Below are 25,956 nucleotides of genomic sequence, written 5' to 3'. Positions count from 1 at the left end.
GGTCCGGGGCCCGGGGCCCCGGACCGGATGATCAGCGCTCGACGAGCCGGTCGAACTGCGTCGTGGTGTGGCGCAGGTGCGCCACGAGCTCGTCGCCGACCCGGGGCTCCTGGGCGTCGGCGGGCACGAACAGGATCGACACCTGCATGTGCGGCGGCTCGGCGAACCAGCGCTGCTTCCCGGCCCACACGAACGGCGACAGGTTCCGGTTGACGGTGGCGAGACCGGCCCGCGCCACGCCCTTGGCGCGCGGCATGACGCCGTGCATCGCCTTGGGGGCCTCCAGGCCCACGCCGTGCGAGGTGCCGCCGGCGACGACGACCAGCCAGCCGTCCGACGCGGCCTTCTGCTGGCGGTAGCCGAACCGGTCGCCCTTGGAGACCCGGGTCACGTCGAGGACCGCGCCCCGGTACTCCGTGGCCTCGTGGTCGCCCAGCCAGAGCCGGGTGCCGATGCGGGCGCGGAAACGCGTCTGCGGGAACTGCTGCTGGAGCCGGGCCTGCTCCTCGGCCCGCAGGTGGCTGACGAACATGGTGTGCAGCGGCAGCCGGGCGTTCCGCAGCCGGTCCATCCAGGCGATGACCTCCTCGACGGCGTCGGTGCCGTCCGGGCGGTCCAGCGGGAGGTGGAGGGCGAAGCCCTCAAGACGCACGTCCTCGATGGCGGCGTGGAGCTGGTGGAGCTCCTCCTCGCGCACGCCGTGCCGCTTCATCGAGCTCATGCACTCGATCACGACCCGGGCGCCCACCAGGGCGTGGACGCCGTCCACGGAGGACACCGAGCGCACCACCCGGTCGGGCAGCGGAACCGGTTCCTCGCCCCGGCGGAAGGGGGTGAGGACCAGCAGGTCGCCGCTGAACCAGTCCTTGATCTTCGCGGCCTCGTACGTGGTGCCCACGGCGAGGATGTCGGCGCCGAACCGGGCCGCCTCGTCCGCGAGCCGCTCGTGCCCGAAGCCGTAGCCGTTGCCCTTGCAGACGGGGATGAGGCCGGGGAACCGGTCGATGACCGACTTCTGGTGCGCCCGCCAGCGAGCGGTGTCGACGTACAGGGAGAGCGCCATGGCCGGCCCGGAACCTTTCTGATGGCAGCGATGAGTCACAGGTGTGTACGAGGGTACGGAACCGCGCGCCACGGCGCCGGGCCGTGCCGCGCCCGACCGGTCAGCGCCGGGACATGTACATGTCGAGCGCCTTGTGCAGGAGCTTGTTCAGCGGGAAGTCCCACTCGCCGACGTATTCGACGGCCTCGCCGCCCGTGCCCACCTTGAACTGGATGAGGCCGAAGAGGTGGTCGGTCTCGTCGAGGGAGTCCGAGATGCCCCGCAGGTCGTAGACGGTCGCGCCCATCGCGTAGGCGTCGCGCAGCATCCGCCACTGCATCGCGTTCGAGGGCCGGACCTCGCGCCCGATGTTGTCGGAGGCGCCGTAGGAGTACCAGACGTGCCCGCCGACGACGAGCATGGTCGCGGCGGAGAGGTTCACCCCGTTGTGCCGGGCGAAGTACAGCCGCATCCGGTTGGGGTCCTCGCTGTTGAGGACGGTCCACATGCGCTGGAAGTACGAGAGCGGGCGCGGCCGGAAGTGGTCGCGGACGGCCGTGATCTCGTACAGCCGCTGCCACTCGGCCAGGTCCTCGTAGCCGCCCTGGACGACCTCGACGCCGGCCTTCTCGGCCTTCTTGATGTTGCGGCGCCACAGCTGGTTGAAGCCCTTGAGGACGTCGTCGAGCGAGCGGTTCGCGAGCGGGACCTGGAACACGTAGCGGGGCTGCACGTCGCCGAAGCCGGCGCCGCCGTCCTCGGCCTGCTGCCAGCCCATCTTCCGCAGCCGGTCCGCGACCTCGAAGGCGCGCGGCTCGATGTGGCTGGCCTCGACGTCCTTGAGGCGCTTGACGTCCGGGTTCTGGATGCCGGACTTGATGGCGGCCGAGTCCCAGCGGCGGATGACGACCGGCGGGCCCATCTTCACGGAGAAGGCGCCCTGCTGCTTGAGGTGCGCCAGCATCGGCTGCAGCCAGTCGTCGAGGTTGGGCGCGTGCCAGTTGATGACCGGGCCCTCGGGCAGGTAGGCCAGGTAGCGCTTGATCTTCGGGAGCTGGCGGTAGAGCACCAGGCCGACGCCGACGAGCTCGCCGCTCCTGTCGAACCAGCCGAGGTTCTCCGAGCGCCACTCGGTCTTCACATCGGCCCAGGCCGGGACCTGACAGTGGCTCGCGGCGGGCTGGCTCTGGATGTACGCCAGATGCTGCTCACGGCTGATGGTCCTCAGGGTCAGGCTCATGCGGGGCGCTCCTCGGCAGGTGTGTCCCCATCGGTCAGGGGCTCCGGCTCTCGCGCCGAAGCCTACTGTGACCGGGGAGCGCCCCGGATGTCCGTACGGGCCCTGACGTGCCGGGGGGCTCGTCCGATCGGCCCCCGGTGTCCGCCGGACGGGTCCGGTTCCGCCGGGCGGCCCTCCCGGGGCCGCCCGGCGGTTTTCCGGCGTCGAGGGTCAGCCGAAGAGGCCGCCGTGGGCCATGCCGAGGTAGAAGCCGACGGCCGCCGCGCCGAGGCCGACGATCAGGAGGAAGCGCTCGCGGGTCGTCGCGGAGATGAACTGGCCGTATCCGCCGGTCAGGATCCCGATCAGGCCCGCCCAGGAGCTGAGCAGGTGGAGGCTGTGGAACTGCGCGGTGACGAAGGCGAGGACGCCGAGCACCAGCGTCACGCCGACCAGGGTGTCCTGGAGCGGGTGGGGTTTGCCGTCGGTGGCGAAGAGGGAGTGGCCGGGGTCGCGTCGCATTGCCTGTGCCATGGGGCACCTCCTGGCGTGCTTGCCGGAAGGCGGCGCATCGTAGCGCCGCCGACATCCGTTGTGTACAGATTGCGTCCCTTCACCTGGGAATTTCAACCGGAAGCGGTTGTACGGGTACGCTGTACGGTCTGCACCGGTGTCTGCCCAGGTCCCTCCCGGGATCCCGGCGGTGCTCCTCGTCCGATCCGTTCGGCGAGGGGGACTGTCAGTGGCGGCGGATACCGTTGCGTACGCATCACGACCCTCCTGCCACGGAACGACCGTGGCCGCTGAGTCCAAAGGAGGTGGGTTCCACATGCGTCACTACGAGGTGATGGTCATCCTCGACCCCGATCTCGAGGAGCGCGCTGTCTCCCCGCTGATCGAGAACTTCCTCTCCGTCGTCCGTGAGGGCAACGGAAAGGTCGAGAAGGTCGACACCTGGGGCCGTCGTCGTCTCGCCTACGAGATCAAGAAGAAGCCCGAGGGCATCTACTCGGTCATCGACCTGCAGGCCGAGCCTGCGGTCGTCAAGGAGCTCGACCGACAGCTCAACCTGAACGAGTCGGTCCTCCGGACCAAGGTCCTCCGTCCCGAGACCCACTGAGCTTCTAGCTCAGAGGTCATCGGGTCCGAGTAGCAACACAGCAGCCAGCAGCAATCCCGCCGAGAGGTTCCCCATGGCAGGCGAGACCGTCATCACGGTTGTCGGCAATCTTGTCGACGACCCCGAGCTGCGCTTCACCCCGTCCGGTGCGGCGGTCGCGAAGTTCCGTATCGCGTCCACCCCCCGCACCTTCGACCGCCAGACCAACGAGTGGAAGGACGGCGAGAGCCTCTTCCTCACCTGCTCGGTCTGGCGTCAGGCGGCGGAGAACGTCGCCGAGTCGCTTCAGCGAGGTATGCGTGTCGTCGTGCAGGGCCGGCTGAAGCAGCGGTCCTACGAGGACCGTGAGGGCGTCAAGCGCACGGTCTACGAGCTGGACGTCGAGGAAGTCGGCCCCAGCCTCAAGAACGCCACGGCCAAGGTCACCAAGACCACCGGTCGCGGCGGCCAGGGCGGATACGGCGGCGGCGGCCAGCAGGCCGGCGGCGGTGGCGGTGGCGGCTGGGGTGGAAACTCCGGCGGTGGCCAGCAGGGTGGCGGCGGTGCTCCCGCCGACGACCCGTGGGCGACCGGCGCTCCCTCCGGCGGCGGCCAGCAGGCCGGTGGCGGCGGTGGCGGCTGGGGTGGGAACTCCGGCGGCGGCTACTCGGACGAGCCCCCCTTCTAGGGCACGCCCTCGAAGCAGCTCGTACCCAAAACTTCTTGATCACACAGGAGAAACACCATGGCGAAGCCGCCTGTGCGCAAGCCTAAGAAGAAGGTCTGCGCGTTCTGCAAGGACAAGACCGCGTACGTGGACTACAAGGACACGAACATGCTGCGGAAGTTCATTTCCGACCGCGGCAAGATCCGTGCCCGCCGCGTGACCGGCAACTGCACGCAGCACCAGCGTGACGTCGCCACGGCCGTCAAGAACAGCCGTGAGATGGCGCTGCTGCCCTACACGTCCACCGCGCGATAAGGAAAGGGTGACCGACCAATGAAGATCATCCTGACCCACGAGGTTTCCGGCCTCGGCGCCGCTGGCGACGTCGTCGACGTCAAGGACGGCTACGCTCGCAACTACCTGGTCCCGCGCGGTTTCGCGATCCGCTGGACCAAGGGTGGCGAGAAGGACGTGGCGCAGATCCGCCGCGCCCGCAAGATCCACGAGATCGCGACCATCGAGCAGGCCAACGAGATCAAGGCCCGCCTCGAGGGCACGAAGGTCCGTCTGGCCGTTCGCTCCGGCGACGCCGGCCGTCTCTTCGGCTCCGTGACCCCGGCCGACATCGCCTCGGCGATCAAGACCGCGGGTGGCCCGGACGTCGACAAGCGTCGCGTCGAGCTCGGTTCGCCGATCAAGACCCTGGGCTCGCACCAGGTGTCCGTGCGTCTGCACCCCGAGGTTGCCGCGAAGCTCGGCGTCGAGGTCGTCGCCGCGTAACGCTGCCCCCGGCAGTGCGTCTACTTGCGCAGGAAGGAAGGGCCGTACCCCTCGGGGTGCGGCCCTTCCGCCGTGCCGGGCGCCTTCTGCCGCTGTGGGCGCCTTCTCCGGTGCCGGCGGGCAGCCTTCCCCGTTTCACGTGAAACGGGGAAGCGCAGGGGGTCAGCGGGTGGCGCCCGTGACGATCCAGCGGCCCGAGCGGGACCGGAACCAGAGCGTCAGCATCCGCACCGTCATCATCAGCGTCATCGCCCACCACACCGCGGTGAGCCCGCCGCCGAGGGCCGGGATCAGAAGGGCGACCGGGGCGAAGACGGCGAGGGTCAACAGCATCGCCCAGGCCAGGTAGGGGCCGTCCCCCGCACCCATGAGGACGCCGTCGAGGACGAAGACCACCCCGGCGATCGGCTGGGAGACCGCGACCACGAGCAGGGCCGGGAGCAGGGTGTCCTGGACCGCGGTGTCGCCGGTGAAGAGCGGGATGAACAGGGGGCGGGCGAGGACCAGGAGCGCGCCGAGCACCACTCCGGAGACCACGCCCCACTGGACCATGCGGCGGCAGACCTGCCGGGCCCCGTCGGGATCGTCCGCGCCGAGGTAGCGGCCGATGATGGCCTGGCCCGCGATGGCGATCGCGTCGAGGGCGAAGGCCATCAGGCTCCACAGGGACAGGATGATCTGGTGGGCGGCGACCTCCGTGTCCCCCAGTCGGGCGGCGACGGCCGTGGCGATCATCAGGACCGCCCGGAGCGAGAGCGTACGGACGAGGAGCGGGACGCCGGCCCGGGCGGACGCCCGGATGCCGGACGCGTCGGGGCGCAGGGAGGCGCCGTGGCGGCGGGCGCCCCGCACGACCACGGTGAGGTACGCGACGGCCATGCCGCACTGGGCGATGACCGTGCCCCAGGCGGAGCCGGCGACGCCGAGCCCGGCTCCGTAGACCAGGACGACGTTGAGCACGCCGTTGGCCGCGAAGCCGCCGATCGCCACGTAGAGCGGGGTACGGGTGTCCTGGAGGCCGCGCAGGACGCCGGTGGCGGCCAGGACGACCAGCATGGCGGGGATGCCGAGGCTGGAGATCCGGAGGTAGGTGACGGCGTGGGGGGTGGCGGTGTCGGAGGCGCCGAAGACGTCGACGAGCCAGGGCGCGGTGGGCAGGGTCAGGGCGACGACGGCGGTGCCGAGGAGGAGCGCGAGCCAGATGCCGTCCATGCCCTGCCGGATGGCGGCCGGGAGGTCGCCCGCGCCCACGCGCCGGGCGACGGCCGCCGTGGTGGCGTAGGCGAGGAAGACGAAGACGCTGACGGCGGTGGAGAGGAGCGCTGCGGCGATCGCGAGACCCGCGAGCTGGGGGGTGCCGAGGTGGCCGACGATGGCGCTGTCGACCATGAGGAAGAGCGGCTCGGCGACGAGGGCGCCGAAGGCCGGCAGGGCGAGGGAGACGATCTCGCGGTCGTGTTGACGACGGACGGCCTTGGGGGTCGGGGGAGCCTGACTCATGGGAGCAATCTAATCTTCCACAGGTAACAGATACAAGGTATCCATGACCCTTACCTGTGGAGGACGGAGGGCTTCGGATGTGGGCCGTTTGTTCTGATCTTGGCCCGGGAGGAAAAGTTTTTCTCTCCCACAGCCGGTGGACGGTAAAAGGCCAGGTCACATGGGTGGTGTGGAGAGCGGTATGAGTTTGTCCACAAGGCTGTCCCCCGCTCTGTGCACAGGATCCGGCAAGTTCTCCACAGCATTGGGGCGTTCACCCACAGGGCCTGTGGATAACTGGATTGGCTGGAGCTCTCCACAGGCCTACCCTGGTCCGTCGCCCGACGTCCCGGAAGCGGTCGCGAAGCCACTCTCTGATCAGGTCCGTGGCGTGAAAGAGTGGCACGGCTAGGTCCGCGGAGCGGACGGAGGAGGTGGCTTGGTGAGCGTTCCCGAGGCCCTGGACGACCCCTGGGCCGACAGCGGACCGAGCGACCGGCTGCCCACCCGTACCCGGGGCGAACGCGGTCGCGGCCGCGGGCGCGACGACCAGCACGAGCGGGGCGGCGAAGGCCCCTGGGACGGCGGACTCTCCGGGTTCGAGCGCGTCCCCCCGCAGGACCTCGACGCCGAGCAGTCCGTCCTCGGCGGCATGTTGCTCTCCAAGGACGCCATCGCGGACGTCGTGGAGATCATCAAGGGCAACGACTTCTACAAGCCCGCGCACGAGACCGTGTACGCGGCGATCCTCGACCTCTACGCCAAGGGCGAGCCGGCCGACCCGATCACGGTCGGCGCCGAGCTCACCAAGCGCGGCGAGATCACCCGGGTCGGCGGAGCCTCCTACCTCCACACCCTGGTCCAGTCGGTACCGACCGCGGCCAACGCCTCGTACTACGCCGAGATCGTCCACGAGCGCGCCGTCCTGCGCCGGCTCGTCGAGGCGGGCACCAAGATCACGCAGATGGGGTACGCGGCCGACGGGGACGTCGACGAGATCGTGAACTCGGCCCAGGCCGAGATCTACGCGGTCACCGAGCAGCGCACCACCGAGGACTACCTGCCGCTCGGCGACATCATGGAGGGGGCGCTCGACGAGATCGAGGCGATCGGCTCCCGCAGCGGCGAGATGACCGGTGTGCCGACCGGCTTCACCGACCTCGACTCGCTGACCAACGGACTGCACCCCGGTCAGATGATCATCATCGCGGCCCGTCCCGCCATGGGTAAGTCGACGCTCGCCCTGGACTTCGCCCGCGCGGCCTCCATCAAGCACAACCTGCCCAGCGTCATCTTCTCCCTCGAAATGGGCCGCAACGAGATCGCGATGCGCCTGCTCTCGGCCGAGGCCCGGGTCGCGCTCCACCACATGCGCTCCGGCACGATGACCGACGAGGACTGGACGCGCCTGGCCCGCCGGATGCCGGACGTCTCCCAGGCCCCCCTCTACATCGACGACTCGCCCAACCTGTCGATGATGGAGATCCGGGCGAAGTGCCGGCGGCTCAAGCAGCGCAACGGCCTCAAGCTCGTCATCATCGACTACCTCCAGCTCATGCAGTCGGGCGGGTCGAAGCGTCAGGAGAGCCGTCAGCAAGAGGTCTCCGACATGTCGCGAAACCTCAAGCTCCTCGCCAAGGAGCTGGAACTGCCGGTGATCGCGCTCTCCCAGCTGAACCGTGGCCCCGAGCAGCGCACCGACAAGAAGCCGATGGTCTCCGACCTGCGTGAGTCCGGCTCGATCGAGCAGGACGCCGACATGGTGATCCTGCTGCACCGCGAGGACGCCTACGAGAAGGAGTCCCCGCGCGCGGGCGAGGCGGACATCATCGTCGGCAAGCACCGAAACGGCCCGACGGCCACGATCACCGTCGCCTTCCAGGGCCACTACTCCCGCTTCGTGGACATGGCCCAGACCTGACGGGCCGAGCTGTAGATCCTCAGATCCCGTGTCATTTTCTCAGTCGCGATGTCATGTGACTGGCCGAACTGACACGGGATTGAGAATCGCTGGCCACTACCGTCACTCGTTCGGATGGCCTTGCCTCAGGTCCGGCGTGGGCGCCTCACGCGGATGCGAACGTAGCGCTTGCGGAGGAGACTGCCCACGTTCACTCCTTGGGAGACTCCGTTGCCAGCGGGATACCGCACCGCCAGCAGTCGTTCGCATGGTCGTCCTGGCAGACGTACCGGATGGCACCATCCACGCACCATTCGGCGGCCTCCTCGGACAGCAGGTCGGGCCCGGCAAGGAGTAGCCGACGAAATTCCGTGGTATCCGCAATGTCGGCCGGGCGGTTGGTGAACCACTCGTCGAACCAAGGCTTGTCCCGGTATATGCGCCAGTGCGCATTCTCCCGGTCGTCGACAGCCGTAAGGAACCGATCGACGATGCGCCCCCAACTCGGTGCTCCGAACCAGCCGTTGTCGGACGCGCAGAAGGATTCGATCAGGGTTCGCAGGCCGAACTCCTTCTCGTGAAGGCAGCACCGTCGCCCCCATGAGACCGCGACCTGTGCCATCTCCGCGAGTTCTTCTCGCGGATCAACCTCGTGCGCCGGGTCGTCAGGGTTGTGGCAGGCCAGCCCGAGCTCGAGCACGGACTGCCCTGTCGGTAGAACTCGAGACGGGTTGACGATCGCGAGACCGAGACCGATCCAGTCGACATGGTCGAACGAAAGCATCGAGCGCACGAGTCGGGTGGTTGCCACGTTGATCCGCATCATCGTGCCGTCGTGGAGCGGGCTCTTCCCGGCATGCCAGTTCTCGACGGGTGTGTTGCGCCATACGGCGAGCGTGATGCGGGTGGCAGCCAGCCACAGCAGGGCGTCGTCGTCGAGGTGCCCGAACCGCTTGGCACACTCCTGGGCGCCGTAGGTGATCAACTCTTCCGGTTTCGGCCACCTGTGGCTGTCGGGTACTTCAGGCCCTTCAGGCGCGTACTCATAGGCGTCGGCATATTCGTCGAGGATGGCACTCAACTCGGCTGCGCTGTAAGCCTCGCTGTACTCGCAGCTGTCCGGCTCCTCGACGGTGTACATGTCGTGGTCCCAGGAGACGTACACGTTGCCCCAGAGCACGACGTCATCGCACTCGCTGGCGTTGTCCGTCACAACCGGCCTGATGGTGATCGGGGCAGTACGCCCGTCGGCTCGCTCGCCGTCCTTCTCGGCGGCCCATGCGGTGATGACCCCGAGCGGCTTCGGAAGGAGAGGGCCGACCTCGGTGATGCTGAAGGGTTCGTCGTCGTCATCGGTGTCGAACTGGCTGTTGACGAACGCGACCGCCTCGGAGGGCGTGCTGACGATGGACTGGGTACCACTCTGGTTGTCAACCACTCGCCACAACGCGCTGTTCTTCACGATGCTCTCCGATCGCGGTGAATGCACCCGGGGCGGGTGCGATGCACCGGGGCGCTCGATACTGACTCCGATTAGGTGCTCAAAGGGGGCCGCTGACAGGCTGCACTCGTGGCCCTCAACGATGCCTGGACGCTGGTTGGGCCGAAACTACCCCCGAGCAGACCGGGGAGACTGCCGTTTTCCGGTGCTGGCGGCCTCGGTACCGGCCCCATCTCATCGCACTCTAAGTGCAGGGTCTGACATCCGGACCGGGCAGCAGGTTCATGCGGTCGACAATGAGCGCATGGATGTCCCTGAGTTGCTCGAAGCAGCTTTCCTGTTGGTTCCGGAAGAGACCGCCACCGAGAATGACATCACGGTGGGGGACGTCTGGGACTACCTGTTCACGACGAGTGGGAGATCGCCCTGGGTCTGCTGGAGGAGTTTGGGGAGGCTCACTCGCTCCCTTTGGTGAAGTGAAGCGACCAGTGGCTAGTGAACGGAAGCAGTCGGCGCAGGCGCGGTTCGGCGTGCGCGAGCTCGGCGACCTTCAGCATCCGAGGGGCGAACCCCAGACGGTCCGACTCCTGGCGCAGCCTTTCCACGAGCAGGTGCCAGGCCAGCGCGACCGCCTCGGCCGGGCCTTTCTCATGGGCCTCGGCCAGTTCGCCGACCTCGACGAACGGGCTCACCTCGCGGATCTCCGCGAGGCTCAGGCCCTTCCGCCATGCCTCCAGGGCCCGTGCCATCTCGCCCAGGTCCCGAGTCGCCCCCGAGACCAACCGCACTCCCCTGGACCAGCCGCTGAAGATGAAGCACCGTTCCTCGGACCCCAGGCTGATCCAGCACATCTCCCGGTCGGCCGCGCCGTGCTCTCGACGCCTGCCGACCGGAGCGGGTTCGAAGCGTCCACGAGAACCCCGCCCAGGGAGAGGCCGAGCTCGGCGGCCACGGCCTCCAGTGCTCCGGCGAAGCTGCCGGCGGACACCAGGTCCGGATACAGGGAAGCGTCGGCCGGGCGTGGCTCATGCCGGGCGGAAGGTGTCGCGTTCGAGGTCATCGGGGCAGTCTGCTTCTCGTGACGGGGCATCTGCCCTGACCTCTGGCGCGGCCGGGGGAGAACGCCACTCGTCCTGTCCCGGGGCCGCCGGGGTGCGGGATCGTGTGGGATGGGGGTCATGACGACATCTTTCGAAGCTCTGCTGCCGGGAACCGAACGGGCCCTGCTGCACCGGGTCGCGGTGGCCCAGGCCGAAGGGCGGACGCCCTCCTTCGTGGGGGCGGTGGTCCGCGACGGGGCGCTGGTGTGGAGCGGATCGCGCAGCTGCGTGGACGGCCACGCGCCCGACGCCGACACGCAGTTCAGGATCGGCTCGATCACCAAGGTGTTCACCGCCGTTCTGGTGATGCGGCTGCGGGACGAGGGGGTCCTCCGCCTGGACGATCCGCTGGAGCGGCACCTCAAGGGGACGGGCGTCGGCGAGGTGACGATCGCTCAACTCCTCACCCACAGCGGCGGTCTCGCGGCCGAGACGCCCGGAGCGTGGTGGGAGCGTTCGTCCGCAGCGCTGCGGCCGGAGCTCTCCGACGTCCTGGGTGAGCGGCCCTTCCTGCGATCGCCGGGGCGCCGCCATCACTACTCCAACCCCGGCTACACCCTGCTCGGTTCACTGATCGAGGAGCTGCGCGGGCAGCCCTGGGAGGAGGTGCTGCGGCGCGAGATCCTGGAGCCGTTGGGGATGGACCGTACGACGGTCGATCCGGTGGCTCCGCACGCCGGGGGCTGGGCGGTGCACCCCTGGGCCGACGTGATGCTGCCCGAACCGTCCGAGGACCTCGGTCTGATGGCACCGGCGGGACAGCTCTGGTCGACGGCGGCCGACCTCGCCCGGTTCGCCGCCTTCCTCGCGGAGGGAGACGATCGGGTGCTCGGCGCGGCCTCCGTGGCGGAGATGCGCGCTCCGGCCTCCCCGGCCGGCGAGGGGGAATGGGAGGGCGGCTACGGGCTCGGACTCCAGCTCCTGCGCAGGGACGGCCGGACCCTGATCGGCCACACCGGCTCCCTGCCGGGCTTCGTCGCCTGCCTGTGGGTGAGCGTGGAGGACGGCCTCGCGGGGATCGCCCTCTCCAACGCCACCTCGGGGCCGCCTGTAGGGGCCGTGGCCGCCGATCTCGTACGGATCGTGGCGGAGGCCGAGCCGAGGCTCCCGGAGCCGTGGCGCCCCCTTCCCGAGGCGGAGGTCGACGAGGAGCTGCTGTCCCTGACCGGGCCCTGGTACTGGGGCACGTATGCCTACGGGCTGCGGCTCGGTCCCGAGCGGGGTGTGGTGCTCGAACCCCTGCGGGGCGCCGGACGGCGGGCCCGGTTCCGGGCGCTGCCCGACGGCGGCTGGGTCGGTCTGAACGGCTACTACGAGGGGGAGACGCTCCGGGTGGTGCGGCGCCCCGACGGAAGCGTGAGCCATCTCGACCTCGGTTCCTTCGTCTTCACGCGCGAGCCGTACGCGCCGGGTGACGCGGTGCCGGGAGGTGTGGACGAGGCGGGCTGGCGCGGCCTCTGAACCCCGGACGGCTGTTTCACGTGAAACGCCCGGTTTCACGTGAAACGGCGTGCCGGGGCGGGAGGATCAGAGGGACTTCTTGAAGCCCACGTGGGACGCCTCGAAACCGAGCCGCTCGTAGAAGCGGTGGGCATCGGTACGGGTGACGTCGGAGGTCAGCTGGACGAGGCTGCACCCCTGTCGGCCGGACTCCTCGACGGCCCACTTGATGAGCCGCGTCCCGAGGCCGCTGCCGCGCTCGTCGGCGTGGACGCGGACGGCTTCGATGATCGAACGGGTGGTCCCCCGGCGGGAGAGCCCCGGAATGATCGTCAGCTGGAGGGTGCCGACGATCTTGTCCTCGCGGACGGCCACCACGGGAAGCTGGTGGGGGTCGTTCGCCAGACGCTCGAAGGCGGCGAGGTACGGGGCGAGGTCGTCGGGGGATTCGCGCTGCGCGCCCAGGGGGTCGTCGGCGAGCAGGGCGACAATGGCCGGGAGGTCTTCGACGGTGGTCGGACGTATCTCAAGATCGCTCATGCGATGCAGGGTACGTCCGACCGTTTCCACGCCGGGGTCAGGCGGGGGCGCCCACGCCCTCCACGACCTGGACCAGCGGGGCCAGCTCGGGGTTCGTGGCCGCTTCGTCGAGGGCCTCGCGCAGGGCGCTGTCGTTGGTGGGACGGGCCTCTTCGAGGAGCTTCAGGCCCTCCTCGGTCACGTCGGTGTAGATGCCGCGCCGGTCGGTGGCGCAGAGGTACCGGGTGAGCAGGCCGCGGTCTTCGAGCCGGGTGACGAGCCGGGTGGTGGCGCTCTGGCTGAGCACGACCGCGTCGGCGACCTGCTTCATCTGGAGGTGGCCGCCGGGGCCGCTGTGCTGGCGGCTGAGGACGTCGAGCAGCGAGTACTCCCGCACGCTCAGACCGTGACGGGACTCCAGGGCGCGCTCGATGTGGGACTCGATCCTGCCGTGCAGCAGGGAGAGGGCGCACCAGCGCTGGGAGAGCGCGGTGAGGGCGGGGTCCGTCGCGGTCATGGTCTCTCCTCGGTCTCTCCTCGGCACCGGAGTGGCTCGGATCCCAGGGTAAAGGATGAAACGCAATAATGCGCGTCTGCAAGTAAATCTACCCCGGAGGCCCGGAGGCCCGGAGGCCCGGAGGCCCGGAGGCCCGGAGGCCCGGAGGCCCGGAGGCCCGGAGGCCCGGAGGCCCGGGGTCGGGAGCCGGGCGGGGCCGTACCGCCCGGCTCCCGGGCCGTTCCAGTCCGCCCCAGGTCGTTTCGGGCCGGTGGTCGGGCCGGGGCCTAGCCCGCCGCGACCGTGAGAGGGGCGAAGCGGCGGCGCCAGTCGCCGGGAAGGTCCGGCAGGGAGCGGACCATCACCGCGTTCGTGGCGATCGAGTCGATGCCGTTCTCCTTCGCCCAACTCAGCAGGGACGTGTGGCGCACGTCGATGTCCGTGCGCAGAGGCCGGTCGGTGGCGGCGGCCAGGGAGGCGATCAGGGCCTTGGCCGTGGCCGGGTCCCGAGCGATCAGCGGTCCGACGACATGGGTGTCCATGTTGGGCCAGGCCGCCGCGAAGCCCGTGATCTCGCCGTCCTCCTCCGCGACCCGGAGGTGGTCCGCGAAGGCGGGGAGCCGGGTGATCACGGGGGTGCGGTCGAGGCCGAAGACCTCCAGGTCCAGCCGGAGGATCGCCTGGAGGTCCTCCGCCGTCGCCGGGCGGACCGGGACGGCCGGGGCGGGCGAGGTGAAGGTGAAGCGCCCGCGCACCATCTCCGCACGACTCGTCTGCGTGAAGCCCAGCTGCTCGTAGAGGGGCTGCCCGTTCGGCGTGGCGTGCAGGGTGAGCGGGATGTCCCCGGCCTCCTCCAGGACGTACCGCATGAGCCGGCGTCCCACCCCTTGGCGCGCGTACCGCTCGGCGACGAGCACCATGCCGATCGCGGCGAGCCCCGGCCCGTACGAGGTGACCACGCAGCAGGCGAGCAGCCCCTTCCCCGCGGGGTCGTCGATGCCGTATCCGGTGCCGGCGGTGAGCAGGAAGCCCCACTTGTGCTCCTCGCGAGGCCATTCCCGGTTCTCGGAGAGGTCGGCGCAGGCGAGGAGGTCGCCGTGGGTGAGGCGCCGAACGGGGAGCTGGGCGAGGGCGGGAGGAGAAATCGGCATGTCTTTCAGGCTCTCCGACGCCTTGATCCTCCGTCCACTGCTTTACCGGATCCGGTCGGCCCCGAGAGGTGTGTTCGTCCCGTCCCGTGGCATACGGACGATGTTTCACGTGAAACCCGGAGCGGGTGATCCCGGCGCCGACCCTGGCCCGTCCGGCCCCGACCCCGGTGGCCCACCCGGCCTCGACCCCAGACCTCGACCCACCGGAGGAGCCCTGACCGCCCACCGGAAGAACCCCGGCCCAAAACAGCGCAGCCTAGCCAGAAAACCGGCCCTATGGACCGAGAACACCACTTTCCGTCCCCGAAGGCGGTCGGACCCCTCATGCTGCGTTCACGGAAGCCCGGCCGGCATGAGGCGAGGCACATGATGGATGCTCCGACCACCACGACGGACGCGAAGGACGCGGACGAGCACGAACCCCCGCCGGTGGACGGGAAGGAACCCCCGATCTCCCGAGGACCCTCCGCCGACGCGGTCCTCGTCCGCCGCACCCTGGCGGAGATCGCACCGATCGCCGACCGGGTGACCTCGTACTTCTACGCCCTGCTCTTCGTGCGGCATCCTGGGCTGCGCGACATGTTCCCCGTCGCCATGGACACCCAGCGGGACCGGCTGCTCAGGGCCCTGCTGACGGCGGCCGAGCACATGGACGACGCCCCGGTCCTCACCGCGTACCTGCAGAACCTCGGCAGGGGGCACCGGAAGTACGGCACCCACTCCACCCACTACCCGGCCGTCGGCGAGGCCCTCGTCGGAGCCCTCGCCCGGTACGCGACGACCTGGGACGACGCGACCCAGGCGGCCTGGGTGCGCACGTACACGACGATCTCCCAGATCATGATCGACGCGGCGGCGGAGGACGAGCGGACCGCTCCCGCCCAGTGGCACGCCGAGGTGGTCTCCCACGACCTGCGCACCCCGGACGTCGCCGTCGTCACGCTCCGGCCCGACCAGCCCTACCCCTTCCTCGCCGGGCAGTACACGACGCTGGAGACCCCGTGGTGGCCGCGGATCTGGCGCCACTACTCCTTCGCCTCGGCGCCGCGGCCGGACGGACTGCTCTCCCTCCACGTGAAGGCCGTCCCGGCCGGCTGGGTGTCCAACGTGCTGGTCCACCGGGCGCGTCCCGGGGACGTGCTGCGGCTCGGGCCGCCGAGCGGCTCCATGACGGTCGACCACTCCACGGACACCGGTCTGCTCTGTCTGGGCGGCGGCACGGGGATAGCGCCGATCAAGGCCCTGGTCGAGGACGTCGCCGAGCACGGGGACCGGCGGCCGGTCGACGTCTTCTACGGGGCGCGCAGCGGTCACGACCTCTACGACATCGACACGATGCTGAGGCTCCAGAAGACCTTCCCGTGGCTCTCCGTCCACCCGGTCACCGGGGCGCAGGGACACCTCCCGGACGCGGTCTGCCGCTACGGGCCCTGGGGCGAGCGCGACGCCTACCTCTCGGGTCCGCTGGGCATGGTCCGGCGCGGGGTCGACGCGCTGCGGGGCGCGGGAGTCCCCTCGGAGCGCATCCGCCACGACTTCCTCGCCGAGCTGGCCCCCGCGACTTCCGGCTAGCCCGGCCCCGGCCGCCCCGGGTCGGCCAGGACCGGCCCGGCCCGGACCCGGTCGTACCGGGCCCGTCGGCTCGGACCCGTCAGCCCAGGTCCGGGGCGTGCATCGCGCGGACTCCCTCGATGTTGCCGTCGAGGTAGTGGCGCAGGGAGAGCGGGACGAGGTGCACGGCCGCGATGCCGACCCGGGTGAAGGGCACCCGGACGATCTCGTACTCGCCGACGGGCTCCTCGATCTCGGGTCCGTGCCGTAGAGAGGTGTCCATGGAGCCGAGCCGGCACACGAAGAAGTGCTGGACCTTCACCCCGGAGATCCCGCCGTCCACGATGTGCTCGACGGTGTCGACGAAACAGGGCACCACGTCGGTGATCTTGGCGCCCAGCTCTTCGAGCACCTCGCGGTGCAGGGCCTCGACGACGGTGGAGTCGGTGGGCTCCACGCCGCCGCCGGGCGTGAGCCAGTAGGGATCCATCCCCGGCTTGGTCCGCTTGATGAGGATGAGGTCGTCCCCGTCGAGCAGGATGGCGCGTGCGGTGCGCTTGATCACGGGCCGTTCGGTCATGTGAAGAAAATGGCCCGTTCGGAGGGGGCTGAAACGCGACGGTCCCCGTGGGGGCTCACCAGTCCACGGCGGCGCTCAGCAGCGCCTCGTGCGCGCGGGCGAGGTGCGCGAGCGCGAGCGTTCCCGTCCGTACGACCAGGAAGTAGGTCCGCAGCGGGGGCACCGGGGGATCGAGGAGCGCCACGAGCCGCCCCTGCTCCAGGGCCTCCTCGCACAGGTAGCGCGGCAGGACGGCGAGCCCGGATCCGGAGGCGGCGGAGTCCCGCACGGCCCGCAGGTCGGGGGCGATCACGGTGGCGGCGGCGGCCGGCCTGGTCTCGAAGACGCTCGCCCAGTAGCGGGACACGAAGGGCAGCGACTCGTGCACCTCGACCACCGGAAGCTGCTCCAGGACCACAGCGCCCTTGCTCAGGAGCACCTCGGGGGAGAGCCGGGCCGCCCAGCGCGGCGCCGCGACCAGGACGTGCTCCTCGTCGCAGAGCGGGGTGGAGACGAGCAGGCCGCCGCGCGGACGGGCGGTGGTGATGGCGAGGTCGTGGTGGCCGGCGGCGAGCCCGTCGAGGATCTCCTCCGTGGTGACGGGGAAGGAGGTCCGCACGGCGAGGCCCCGGCCTACCAGCGGGGTGAGGGCGGGCAGCGCGCGGAGCGCGGTGAACTCCGGGGGGCCGGCGACGTGGAGGGTCCGGACGCCGCTCTCCTCGTCGAGCCCGGTCTCGGTGATCTCGACGAGGGCGTCCAGGTGCGGGGCGGCGCGGTGCGCCAGCTCGTCGCCGATGGTGGTCGGGGTGACGCCGCGCGCCCGTCTGAGGAAGAGGGGCCGGCCCAACTGCCGTTCGAGCGTCCGGATCTGGCTGGTGACCGCGGGCTGCGAGAGGCCCAGGAGGGCCGCGGCCCGGGTGAAGGAACCGGCCCGGTGCACCGTGACGAACGTCCGCAGCAGGGCAAGATCCACGTCCGCCCCCTCCCGGCCGTGCGGCCGTTCGACTCAGGCGGTCGGCTGACAGCGCCTCAGGACCGTCCAACTATAAATAAGTCGATAGGTCTCTGTCGCTACCGTGATTGGACACTGACGCTCGGTCAACTAGCCTTGTGCAGACGGTTTCCGCACGTGGAACCGAGGGCGTTCCGAGCCACGAGGGGGGAGGCTCGGAGCGCCCCGCTCCGCACGGGAGACCCGTACCCGCCGCTCAGCCGACCGAACCGGCCTCGTCGAGGGCGCGCAGTACGTCGGCGATCAGGTCCTCGGGGTCCTCGGCGCCGACGGAGAAGCGGATGAAGCCCTCCGCGACCGCGTCCCCGCCCCAGCGCCCGCGCCGCTCTGCCGTGGAGCGCACCCCGCCGAAGCTGGTGGCGTCGTCCACGAGCCGCAGCTCCTCCAGGAACCGCTCGGCCCGCTTCCGGTCCGCCAGCTCGAAGGAGACCACCGGCCCGAAGCGCCGCATCTGCCGGGCGGCCACCGCGTGCGAGGGGTCGCCGGGAAGGCCCGGGTAGCGCAGCCCGGTGACGTCCGCCCGCCCGGCGAGCGTCCGCGCCAGTTCCAGCGCGGTCGAGCACTGGCGGTCGATCCTCAGGTGGAGCGTGGCGAGCGAGCGGTGCGCGAGCCAGGCCTCCATGGGGCCGGGAATGGCGCCGACGATCTTGCGCCAGCGCCGCACCTCCGCCGCCCGCTCGGGATCGCGGCAGCTCACGTGACCGAGCAGGACGTCGCCGTGCCCGGTCATGCCCTTGGTGTCGCTCGCGACGGAGAAGTCCGCGCCCAGCTCCAGGGGCCGCTGGCCGAGGGGGGTGGCCAGGGTGTTGTCGACGGCGACGAGCGCGCCCGCGGCGTGCGCCTCGCGGACCAGACGGCGGATGTCGCAGACGTCGAGCCCGGGGTTGGACGGGGTCTCGATCCACAGCAGCCGGGCCCCTTCGAGGACGGCGAGCTGACCGTCGCCCCCGGTCGGCGCGGTGCGGACCTCGATCCCGTACGCCCGCAGCTGCTCGTGGAGCAGGGGGAGCGCCTGGTAGCCGTCGGTCGGGAGCACCACGGCGTCGCCGGACTTCAGCTGGGAGAGCAGGACGGCGGAGATCGCGGCCATGCCGGAGGCGAAGACCAGCGTCTCGACGCCCTCCTCCCCCGGCGCCTCCAGCTCGCCGATCGCCCGCTCCAGGTGGGTCCAGGTGGGGTTCTCGTCACGGCCGTAGGTGTACGGGCCGGTTGGCTCGCCCGGCAGGTGGAAGTGCGCGGCGAAGACCGGACCCGGGAGGGTCGGCTCGTACTTCACCGGCTCGGGCAGTCCGGCCCGCACCGCGCGGGTCCCGTCGCCGAGCGCGGCGGCCTTCGGGCCGGGTCCTGAGGTGTGTTCCTGGTGCGTCACGGTGCCCGCTCAGTCCTGGTCGGGGAGCACGACGTTCAGTGCCCAGGAGACGACGGAGATGATCAGGCCGCCCAGGACCGCGGTCCAGAAGCCCTCCACGTGGAAGCTGAGGTCGAGCTTGTCGGCCAGCCAGGAGGTGAGGAGCAGCATCAGGGCGTTCACCACGAGGGTGAACAGGCCGAGCGTCAGGACGAAGAGCGGAAGCGTGAACAGCTGGACGACCGGCTTCACCAAGAAGTTCACCAGCCCGAAGACCAGTGCGACGAGAATGAGGGTCAGGACCTTCTTGCCGGTGCTCTCACCGGTCAGGGTGATGTCCTGGAGCAGCCAGATGGCGACTCCCAGGGCGCCCGCGTTCGCGAGCGTCTTGACTACGAAATTCATCATGTGTCTGATCGTGGCAGACGTGATCGGGCCGAGGGCAGGGGCTGACGGGCGATGAAGGCATTCCGGCTGGACGAGCTGGAGGCGGAGCGTGCCGCGAACAAGGGCGCGTACCTCCAGTTCCTGCGGGAGCGGAACATGTCGGTCGGCCTGTACGCGCTCGACGCGGGGGAGCTCGACCCGCAGCGGCCGCACGGGCAGGACGAGGTGTACTTCGTGGTGAGCGGCCGGGCGGCGATCACGGTCGGGACGGAGACGACCCAGGTGGCGCGCGGCAGCGTGGTCTATGTGCCGGCCGGGGTGGAGCACAAGTTCCACCACATCAGCGAGGACCTGCGGGTCATGGTGGTCTTCTCGCCGCCGGAGGGCTGAGCGGACTGCGGGCCCGGAAGACCGAGCGGGCCCCGGGACCCCGGGCCCCGGGACCTCGGACCCCGGAGGGCCGGGCCGCCCCCAGACCCTGGGGCCCAGGCCCCCCGACGACCGGGCCGACCACGGGACTCCGCAGGACCGAGTCGACCCCGGCCCCAGGACTCGGGCCCCCAGGACGCGGGCCCAGGACTCGGCCCCGGGAAGGCCCGGCCAACCCCAGTACCCCACCCCCACATCCGGGAAGCGGAGCTCGATCCCCCTAGGGGTCGGATCAGGGGAGAGCGGGGGCCCCAGCGCCCCCCACGGCCCCTTCGGACGCCTAGCCTTGAAGGTGTTCGGCGCGGAGTGCGCGGAACGGACCTTCGGAAGCGAGGTAGGACGATGGCCGTACAGGAGATGCTCGCGGGAATGCCCTGGTGGGTGAAGTGGGTCGCCATACCCGCCCTCGCCCTGCTCGTCTTCGGCGGACTGATCACCAGCGTCCTGACCTTCGTGATCGGCCTCCTCTTCAAGGTGCTGCTCTTCGTGGCCCTCGTCGCCGGACTGATCTACGTCGTACGGAAGTTCAGCTCCTCCGGCCGGTCGCGCGAGGACTGGTAGCACAAGCTACTCATCGGTATGGCGGGACGGGGGAGTGTTAGCCCGGGCGGGGGAACGGGCCGGGCTAAACGGGGTGGGGGCCCAAGGGCTGCCACTACAGTGGAATCTCTCCGCCGCGATGGGGACTACAGGCGTAGACCTCCTTACTGACCAGCGGTTTCCCAGGCCCGGCGGGCGCGGGGGCGGCCCCCGCGGGCGGGTGCGACGCATCCGTCGTCACGCCTGGGGGTGACCTTTGGCCATGGCTTCGCAGACGACCGCTCCTACCCTGATCGGCTCGGTGCAACGCGCGCTGAGACTCCTGGAGGCGGTCGCCTCCCACCCGGACGGCGCCCCGGCGAAACAGCTCGCCCGTGAGACCGGCCTTCCGCTGCCCACCACGTACCACCTGCTCCGCACCCTGACGCACGAGGGCTATCTGCTCCGCGAGAAGGGCGTGTTCGTCCTGGGGGACGCCGCCGTCAGGCTGGCCGACGGCGCGGCTGTGCAGAATCGTCGCATCAAGATCGAAAACTCTCTCGCCCGCTGGCGGGACGAGATCGGCGTCCCGATCTACTTCGCCGTCTACCGGGAGGGGGAGGTCGAGCTCGTCGCCGTCGCCGACACCCCCTCCGCCCCCGCAGTGGAGGAATGGGCAGATTTCCGCGAGACGGCGCACGCTCACGCGATCGGGCAGTGCATCTTGAGCCAACTTGATCCGGGAACTCGTCAAGACCACCTTGACCGCCACCCGGTGGAATCCATCACCCCGTACACGGTGAGTAACCGAAGTGCGCTTTTGGATCGTTTGGGCGGTTTGGGGAGAATGGAACCCCTGGTGGAGCGTCAGGAATATGCGCTCGGCACGGTCTGCGCCGCAATCCCCCTCACCGTGGGCTCCGCGGCGGCCGCAATGGCGATTTCCCTCCCCCTTCACCAGCAAGAACGGTTGCTCCCAGCAGTCGAGCGACTACGCACCGAGATCGGAAGGCTCTTCGGGTCGCTCGCGTTCTCTATCAGTATCTGAAAAATCACTCCTTGTGATCTGCTAGTGCTTACAGCACGATTGCGTCAAGAGGGCCACGGGGGATCATTCCTGGCCGTTTCGGTCACAGCTTTCAGCAGCTGTGTTTACACAACTGCTTCATCTACTGCGGGGTACATGATGCGAGAGTCGGTTCAGGCCGAGGTCCTGATGAGCTTCCTCGTCTCCGAGGAGCTCTCCTTCAAGATCCCGGTCGAACTGCGGTATGAGACCCGGGATCCCTATGCGGTGCGGATGACGTTCCACCTCCCCGGGGACGCACCCGTGACCTGGGCCTTCGGCCGTGAACTGCTGCTCGACGGGATCAACCGGCCGAGCGGGGACGGCGATGTGCACATCGCCCCGACCGAGCCCGAGCGGCTCTCGGACGTCTCCATCCGGCTCCAGGTCGGCGGCGACCGCGCCCTGTTCCGGGCCAGCGCGCCGCCGCTCGTCGCCTTCCTCGACCGTACGGACAAGCTGGTTCCGCTCGGTCAGGAACGGACACTCGGCGACTTCGAGGACAACCTGGAGGCGGCGCTCGGCCGGATCCTCGCCGAGGAGAACGCCGGCCCGGCCTGAAACGAGCACGCCGTCACCGACCCGTACCGATCCGGACCCCTCCGCGTGGCCGACCCCCCGAGCCGGCGCGCCGACGGACCGGACGTACCACCCGGTGCGTGCGCGTCACTTGGCGCGGCGGCGGCGTCCGCCCCGCGCCGGTGAGGGCTTCCGGCCGCCGGTCCCCGGGCGGTCGGTTCCCTCCGCGCGGTCGGCGGAGACCACGAGCGCCGCGAGCGCCGTGGTGACCGGGACGGACGCCACCAGACCGATCGACCCGACCAGCGTCCGGACGATCTCCTCGGCCACCAGCTCGCTGTTGGCCACCGTCCCCATGCTGCTCTGCGCGATGGAGAAGAGCAGCAGCAGCGGCAGGGCGGCGCCCGCGTAGGCGAGCACCAGCGTGTTCACGACCGAGGCGATGTGGTCGCGGCCGATCCGGATCCCCGCCCGGTACAGGCCGCGCGGCCCCATGCCCGGATCGGCCTGGTGCAGCTCCCAGACGGCCGAGGTCTGGGTGACCGTCACGTCGTCGAGCACACCGAGCGAACCGATGATCACACTGGCCAGCAGGAGGCCGGACATGTCGATGTCCGGATAGAGCCCCTTGATCAGGCCGGTGTTGTCGTCGGTGTTGCCGCTGAGCGAGGCCCAGCCGATGAAGAGCGAGCCGAGCAGCCCGATGAGCAGCAGCGAGATCAGCGTGCCGAGGACCGCGACCGAGGTGCGGGCCGAGAGGCCGTGGCACATGTAGAGCGCGATCAGCATGATCGCGCTCGACCCGACCACCGCCACCACCAGCGGATTCGACCCCTGCAGGATCGCGGGCAGGATGAAGAACATCAGCACCAGGAAACTCACGGCGAGCGCGACCAGGGCCATCAGCCCCCGCATCCGCCCGACCGCCACGACCGCGAGGGCGAAGATGCCGGCGAGCACCGCCAACGGCACCTTGCGGTTCACGTCCGTCACCGAATACTGCAGGTCGTAGGGGGCGTCGGGGGCGTACGCCACCACCACGCCCTGCCCCTCCTCCAGTTGGCGCGGGGCGCCCGGCTGCACGATCTCGGTGAACTCGCGCCCCTTGTTCGGACCGGTGGTGACCTCGACCTTCGCCCGCTTGCACTCCCCCTGCTGCGCCTCGACCGCCTCGCGCCCCTCCGGGGTGGAGGTGTCGCCGGTCGGCGGGACCTGACCGGCGTTCACGGCCTTGCAGTCGACCTGCTCGACGGAGACGACCCTGCCCTGCTCGGTCTGCCGGTCGAAACCGACACCGGTCCGCTCGTGCGGCGGGGCGCCGCCGGGCCACAGGACCGCGAGACCGACCAGGACGGCGGTGGCGAAGGGGACCAGGACGGCGGCGATGACCTTGCGCAGGTGCCGGGACACGGGCACGGCGGGCCCGTGCGCGTGGCTGTGCCCGTGTCCGGCTCCGTGACCGGGCCCTGCTCCGCCGCCGGATCCATGGCCGCCGCCGGATCCATGACCGTGGGAGGGTCCATGGCCGTGGGAGGGTCCCGGACCGTGGGAGTGGTCGTGGGGCTCGGGGGGCTGCTGGGGGGAAGTCACCGACCGATCATCGCAAGAACGGCGGGGGCCCACTGTTCAGCACGCCCGGGATGACGCTAGCGTGGTGACACCTTTGCACACGCGGGAGCTCGGAGCACCGGGCTGAGAGGGCGCTGATCACCGTACGCGCGTACCGATGTACGTACGGGAGGAGGCTGCGCCGACCGCCGAACCTGTTACCGGGTAATGCCGGCGTAGGGAGATCGGTCTCATGACCATTCAGGATGCACGCACGCCTGCCACCAGCCAGGAAGACCGCACGCCGGGCTGGCACAAGGGGTACGTCCAGGGATCGCGCCCCGACCTGCGGGTGCCGGTCCGTCAGGTGCACCTCACCAACGGCAAGGACGTCACGCTGTACGACACGTCCGGCCCGTACACCGACCCCACCGTCGACACCGACGTGCGGCGGGGTCTGCCGCCGCTGCGCGAGAACTGGATCATCGCGCGCGGCGACACCGAGGAGTACGCGGGCCGTCCGGCCCGTCCCGAGGACGACGGCATCAAGCACACCTCGCCGCGCGGCGGCGGCCTCAAGAACCTCGACGCCGTCTTCCCCGGCCGCCCCCGGCTGCCGCGCCGGGGCCGCTCCGGTCAGGCGGTGACGCAGCTCGCGTACGCCCGCCGTGGCGAGATCACGCCGGAGATGGAGTACGTCGCGATCCGCGAGAACGTCTCCCCCGAGGTCGTGCGCGAGGAGATCGCGGCGGGCCGGGCCGTGCTCCCGGCGAACGTCAACCACCCGGAGATCGAGCCGATGATCATCGGCAAGCGGTTCCTGGTGAAGGTCAACGCCAACATCGGCAACTCCGCCGTCACCTCCTCCATCGAGGAGGAGGTGGAGAAGATGACCTGGGCGACCAAGTGGGGCGCCGACACGGTCATGGACCTGTCCACCGGCCGCAACATCCACACCACCCGCGAGTGGGTGCTGCGCAACTCCCCCGTGCCGATCGGCACCGTCCCGCTCTACCAGGCCCTGGAGAAGGTCGACGGCAGGGCCGAGGAGCTGAGCTGGGAGATCTACAAGGACACGGTCATCGAGCAGGCCGAGCAGGGCGTCGACTACATGACGGTGCACGCCGGCGTGCTCCTGCCGTACGTGCCGCTCACCGCGCGCCGCAAGACCGGCATCGTCTCGCGCGGCGGCTCGATCATGGCCGCCTGGTGCCTCGCGCACCACAAGGAGAACTTCCTCTACACGCACTTCGAGGAGCTCTGCGAGATCCTGGCGGCGTACGACGTCACGTACTCGCTCGGCGACGGACTGCGGCCCGGCTCGATCGCGGACGCCAACGACGCGGCGCAGTTCGCGGAGTTGAAGACGCTCGGCGAGCTGAACACGATCGCCAAGCGGCACAACGTCCAGACGATGATCGAGGGCCCCGGGCACGTCCCGATGCACAAGATCAAGGAGAACATCGACCTCCAGCAGGAGATCTGCGAGGAGGCGCCGTTCTACACCCTCGGCCCGCTGACCACGGACGTCGCGCCCGCGTACGACCACATCACCTCCGGCATCGGCGCGGCGATGATCGCCTGGTGGGGCACGGCGATGCTCTGCTACGTGACGCCCAAGGAGCACCTGGGCCTGCCCAACCGCGACGACGTGAAGACCGGCGTCATCACCTACAAGATCGCGGCCCACGCGGCGGACCTCGCCAAGGGGCACCCGGGCGCCCAGGAGTGGGACGACGCGCTCTCGGACGCGCGCTTCGAGTTCCGCTGGGAGGACCAGTTCAACCTGGCCCTCGACCCGGACACCGCCCGCGAGTTCCACGACGAGACCCTCCCGGCGGAGCCCGCGAAGACCGCGCACTTCTGCTCGATGTGCGGTCCGAAGTTCTGCTCGATGAAGATCTCCCAGGACATCCGCCGCGAACACGGCGGCACGGAGCAGGAGATCGAGGCCGGCATGGCGGAGAAGTCGAAGGAGTTCGCGGCGAGCGGCAACCGGGTCTATCTGCCGCTGGCGGACTGACGCCGGGCCCTTCGGGCGCGCCGTTCCGGGAAGGACGAGGGGCTTCCCGGAACGGCGTTCCGGACATCCGGACCCCTTCGGCGTGATGGGACGACGGCTTCTATGCTCGGCCGGTGACCCTCTACTACGACCCCGTCGCGCGCCTCGGCGGCGACCGCGAAGCATTCCGGGGCGACTGGGAGGACCGGCTCTGGCTCAACGTGCCGGGGCCCTTCTACGGCGGCGAGACCGATACGTGCCGGACGGGCCGGGACTCCGCGCCCCGGCACGTCCTCTACGGCGGCGCGTACCTGACCGAGTACGTCTACCGCCAGCCCGGGACGCCGGCGGAGACGGCACGGCTGGTCGAAGCAGCCGACCGCGATCCCCTTCTCGGGTACGGCTGCGACGGCGACTCGCGGTGGACGCCGGGCGCGGTGCGGGAGTGGTGGCGCGACCGCGGCCGGATCGCGGAGTACCTGTCCGCCCACGACTGGGACGACGTCGACTGGGCTCGGCAGGGCGTGGCCGCCGCCGTCCGGGACTACGAGTCCTCCCTCGCGGGACGCCTGGCGACGGATCTGCGGATCTACCTCCACTGGCTGGAGGAGGGGCGGTCTCCCGGGGCCGACGAACGGCTGCCCGACCTGTAGCCGACGGGCCCGCTCCGTCTGTAGCCGACG

General features: G+C 70.1%; 27 protein-coding genes and 1 riboswitch. Of the genes, 13 read left to right on the top strand and 14 right to left on the bottom strand.

Annotated features, from left to right (window positions below):
* Window positions 1-31: 31 nt before the first annotated feature.
* The 3 genes from ACIQVI_RS23215 to ACIQVI_RS23205 form a co-directional block, all read right to left on the bottom strand.
* The gene (locus tag ACIQVI_RS23215; protein ID WP_351970614.1) at window positions 32-1,063 is read right to left on the bottom strand and encodes an alanine racemase; all 1,032 of its coding nucleotides are present in this window, start codon (window positions 1,061-1,063) and stop codon (window positions 32-34) included.
* A gap of 100 nt (window positions 1,064-1,163) precedes the next feature.
* Window positions 1,164-2,282, bottom strand: a complete 1,119-nt coding sequence (locus tag ACIQVI_RS23210; RefSeq protein ID WP_351970613.1) for a peptidoglycan bridge formation glycyltransferase FemA/FemB family protein — start codon at window positions 2,280-2,282, stop codon at window positions 1,164-1,166.
* Window positions 2,283-2,492: 210 nt separating this feature from the next.
* Entirely contained in the window at window positions 2,493-2,795 is a 303-nt protein-coding gene (locus ACIQVI_RS23205) for a hypothetical protein (RefSeq protein ID WP_121830687.1), read from the bottom strand.
* Between the two features lie 295 nt (window positions 2,796-3,090).
* On the opposite strand from ACIQVI_RS23205, the gene rpsF reads away from it, so the two are divergent.
* From rpsF to rplI, 4 genes are all read left to right on the top strand, one after another.
* Complete coding sequence (rpsF, locus tag ACIQVI_RS23200; RefSeq protein ID WP_015034882.1) at window positions 3,091-3,381, top strand: 30S ribosomal protein S6; 291 nt, start codon at window positions 3,091-3,093, stop codon at window positions 3,379-3,381.
* A gap of 73 nt (window positions 3,382-3,454) precedes the next feature.
* Window positions 3,455-4,048, top strand: a complete 594-nt coding sequence (locus ACIQVI_RS23195; protein WP_121830686.1) for a single-stranded DNA-binding protein — start codon at window positions 3,455-3,457, stop codon at window positions 4,046-4,048.
* Between the two features lie 57 nt (window positions 4,049-4,105).
* Window positions 4,106-4,342 carry a 30S ribosomal protein S18 gene (rpsR, locus tag ACIQVI_RS23190; RefSeq protein WP_005315025.1) on the top strand — a complete coding sequence of 79 codons (237 nt, stop codon included), beginning with the start codon at window positions 4,106-4,108 and terminating at the stop codon, window positions 4,340-4,342.
* A gap of 18 nt (window positions 4,343-4,360) precedes the next feature.
* Window positions 4,361-4,807 (top strand): 50S ribosomal protein L9, encoded by a 447-nt coding sequence (gene rplI, locus ACIQVI_RS23185; RefSeq protein ID WP_121830685.1) that lies wholly within the window; start codon window positions 4,361-4,363, stop codon window positions 4,805-4,807.
* Between the two features lie 162 nt (window positions 4,808-4,969).
* On the opposite strand, the gene ACIQVI_RS23180 is transcribed toward rplI, so the two are convergent.
* Window positions 4,970-6,307, bottom strand: coding sequence for an MATE family efflux transporter (locus ACIQVI_RS23180; protein ID WP_403598928.1), 1,338 nt, complete (start codon window positions 6,305-6,307; stop codon window positions 4,970-4,972).
* Between the two features lie 439 nt (window positions 6,308-6,746).
* Here ACIQVI_RS23180 and dnaB point away from each other — a divergent pair, with 439 nt between their 5' ends.
* On the top strand, window positions 6,747-8,207 hold the full coding sequence (gene dnaB, locus ACIQVI_RS23175) for a replicative DNA helicase (RefSeq protein ID WP_063885203.1): 1,461 nt from the start codon (window positions 6,747-6,749) through the stop codon (window positions 8,205-8,207).
* 190 nt (window positions 8,208-8,397) lie between these two features.
* On the opposite strand, the gene ACIQVI_RS23170 is transcribed toward dnaB, so the two are convergent.
* Complete coding sequence (locus ACIQVI_RS23170) at window positions 8,398-9,648, bottom strand: hypothetical protein (protein WP_403598925.1); 1,251 nt, start codon at window positions 9,646-9,648, stop codon at window positions 8,398-8,400.
* Between the two features lie 434 nt (window positions 9,649-10,082).
* Window positions 10,083-10,376: a DUF6193 family natural product biosynthesis protein gene (locus ACIQVI_RS23165; RefSeq protein WP_403598922.1), complete on the bottom strand. Its 294-nt coding sequence runs from the start codon at window positions 10,374-10,376 to the stop codon at window positions 10,083-10,085.
* 429 nt (window positions 10,377-10,805) lie between these two features.
* Between ACIQVI_RS23165 and ACIQVI_RS23160 the strand changes: the two genes are divergently transcribed.
* Window positions 10,806-12,188 carry a serine hydrolase domain-containing protein gene (locus ACIQVI_RS23160; protein ID WP_403598920.1) on the top strand — a complete coding sequence of 461 codons (1,383 nt, stop codon included), beginning with the start codon at window positions 10,806-10,808 and terminating at the stop codon, window positions 12,186-12,188.
* A gap of 66 nt (window positions 12,189-12,254) precedes the next feature.
* On the opposite strand, the gene ACIQVI_RS23155 is transcribed toward ACIQVI_RS23160, so the two are convergent.
* The 3 genes from ACIQVI_RS23155 to ACIQVI_RS23145 all read right to left on the bottom strand — a co-directional run bounded on the left by ACIQVI_RS23155 (window position 12,255) and on the right by ACIQVI_RS23145 (window position 14,333).
* A complete protein-coding gene (locus ACIQVI_RS23155; protein ID WP_403598917.1) occupies window positions 12,255-12,707 on the bottom strand; it encodes a GNAT family N-acetyltransferase in 453 nt (150 codons plus the stop codon).
* Between the two features lie 37 nt (window positions 12,708-12,744).
* Window positions 12,745-13,203: a MarR family transcriptional regulator gene (locus tag ACIQVI_RS23150; protein ID WP_351970606.1), complete on the bottom strand. Its 459-nt coding sequence runs from the start codon at window positions 13,201-13,203 to the stop codon at window positions 12,745-12,747.
* 266 nt (window positions 13,204-13,469) lie between these two features.
* The gene (locus tag ACIQVI_RS23145; protein WP_403598912.1) at window positions 13,470-14,333 is read right to left on the bottom strand and encodes a GNAT family N-acetyltransferase; all 864 of its coding nucleotides are present in this window, start codon (window positions 14,331-14,333) and stop codon (window positions 13,470-13,472) included.
* Window positions 14,334-14,699: 366 nt separating this feature from the next.
* On the opposite strand from ACIQVI_RS23145, the gene ACIQVI_RS23140 reads away from it, so the two are divergent.
* Window positions 14,700-15,905, top strand: a complete 1,206-nt coding sequence (locus tag ACIQVI_RS23140; protein ID WP_403598909.1) for a globin domain-containing protein — start codon at window positions 14,700-14,702, stop codon at window positions 15,903-15,905.
* A 79-nt stretch (window positions 15,906-15,984) separates the two neighbouring features.
* Here the strand turns inward: ACIQVI_RS23140 and ACIQVI_RS23135 are convergent, their stop codons facing one another.
* The 4 genes from ACIQVI_RS23135 to ACIQVI_RS23120 form a co-directional block, all read right to left on the bottom strand.
* Window positions 15,985-16,464 carry an NUDIX domain-containing protein gene (locus tag ACIQVI_RS23135; RefSeq protein ID WP_030206841.1) on the bottom strand — a complete coding sequence of 160 codons (480 nt, stop codon included), beginning with the start codon at window positions 16,462-16,464 and terminating at the stop codon, window positions 15,985-15,987.
* 55 nt (window positions 16,465-16,519) lie between these two features.
* Window positions 16,520-17,416 (bottom strand): LysR family transcriptional regulator, encoded by an 897-nt coding sequence (locus ACIQVI_RS23130; RefSeq protein WP_351970603.1) that lies wholly within the window; start codon window positions 17,414-17,416, stop codon window positions 16,520-16,522.
* A 235-nt stretch (window positions 17,417-17,651) separates the two neighbouring features.
* Entirely contained in the window at window positions 17,652-18,824 is a 1,173-nt protein-coding gene (locus ACIQVI_RS23125; protein ID WP_403598904.1) for a cystathionine gamma-lyase, read from the bottom strand.
* 9 nt (window positions 18,825-18,833) lie between these two features.
* A complete protein-coding gene (locus ACIQVI_RS23120; RefSeq protein WP_121830675.1) occupies window positions 18,834-19,211 on the bottom strand; it encodes a phage holin family protein in 378 nt (125 codons plus the stop codon).
* A 51-nt stretch (window positions 19,212-19,262) separates the two neighbouring features.
* On the opposite strand from ACIQVI_RS23120, the gene ACIQVI_RS23115 reads away from it, so the two are divergent.
* The 4 genes from ACIQVI_RS23115 to ACIQVI_RS23100 all read left to right on the top strand — a co-directional run bounded on the left by ACIQVI_RS23115 (window position 19,263) and on the right by ACIQVI_RS23100 (window position 21,765).
* Window positions 19,263-19,580 carry a cupin domain-containing protein gene (locus tag ACIQVI_RS23115; RefSeq protein WP_121830674.1) on the top strand — a complete coding sequence of 106 codons (318 nt, stop codon included), beginning with the start codon at window positions 19,263-19,265 and terminating at the stop codon, window positions 19,578-19,580.
* 381 nt (window positions 19,581-19,961) lie between these two features.
* Window positions 19,962-20,180: a DUF5326 family protein gene (locus ACIQVI_RS23110; protein ID WP_351970601.1), complete on the top strand. Its 219-nt coding sequence runs from the start codon at window positions 19,962-19,964 to the stop codon at window positions 20,178-20,180.
* 241 nt (window positions 20,181-20,421) lie between these two features.
* Complete coding sequence (locus ACIQVI_RS23105; protein WP_403598899.1) at window positions 20,422-21,186, top strand: IclR family transcriptional regulator; 765 nt, start codon at window positions 20,422-20,424, stop codon at window positions 21,184-21,186.
* 138 nt (window positions 21,187-21,324) lie between these two features.
* Window positions 21,325-21,765: an SsgA family sporulation/cell division regulator gene (locus tag ACIQVI_RS23100; protein ID WP_030206856.1), complete on the top strand. Its 441-nt coding sequence runs from the start codon at window positions 21,325-21,327 to the stop codon at window positions 21,763-21,765.
* 105 nt (window positions 21,766-21,870) lie between these two features.
* Here the strand turns inward: ACIQVI_RS23100 and ACIQVI_RS23095 are convergent, their stop codons facing one another.
* Window positions 21,871-23,346 carry a YibE/F family protein gene (locus ACIQVI_RS23095; protein WP_403598896.1) on the bottom strand — a complete coding sequence of 492 codons (1,476 nt, stop codon included), beginning with the start codon at window positions 23,344-23,346 and terminating at the stop codon, window positions 21,871-21,873.
* A 38-nt stretch (window positions 23,347-23,384) separates the two neighbouring features.
* A riboswitch (TPP riboswitch) is annotated at window positions 23,385-23,531 on the top strand.
* Here ACIQVI_RS23095 and thiC point away from each other — a divergent pair.
* Together thiC and ACIQVI_RS23085 are read left to right on the top strand one after the other, a co-directional pair.
* Window positions 23,525-25,294: a phosphomethylpyrimidine synthase ThiC gene (gene thiC / locus ACIQVI_RS23090; RefSeq protein ID WP_351972306.1), complete on the top strand. Its 1,770-nt coding sequence runs from the start codon at window positions 23,525-23,527 to the stop codon at window positions 25,292-25,294. It overlaps the preceding riboswitch by 7 nt.
* A gap of 113 nt (window positions 25,295-25,407) precedes the next feature.
* Window positions 25,408-25,926: a ferredoxin gene (locus tag ACIQVI_RS23085; protein WP_403598893.1), complete on the top strand. Its 519-nt coding sequence runs from the start codon at window positions 25,408-25,410 to the stop codon at window positions 25,924-25,926.
* Window positions 25,927-25,956: the final 30 nt, after the last annotated feature.

Origin of the sequence: Streptomyces sp. NPDC098101 (assembly GCF_044760185.1) — a bacterium.
Taxonomy (GTDB): domain Bacteria; phylum Actinomycetota; class Actinomycetes; order Streptomycetales; family Streptomycetaceae; genus Streptomyces.
Note: the sequence above shows the minus strand (reverse complement) of the source record. Positions and strands in the feature narration are given on the sequence as shown.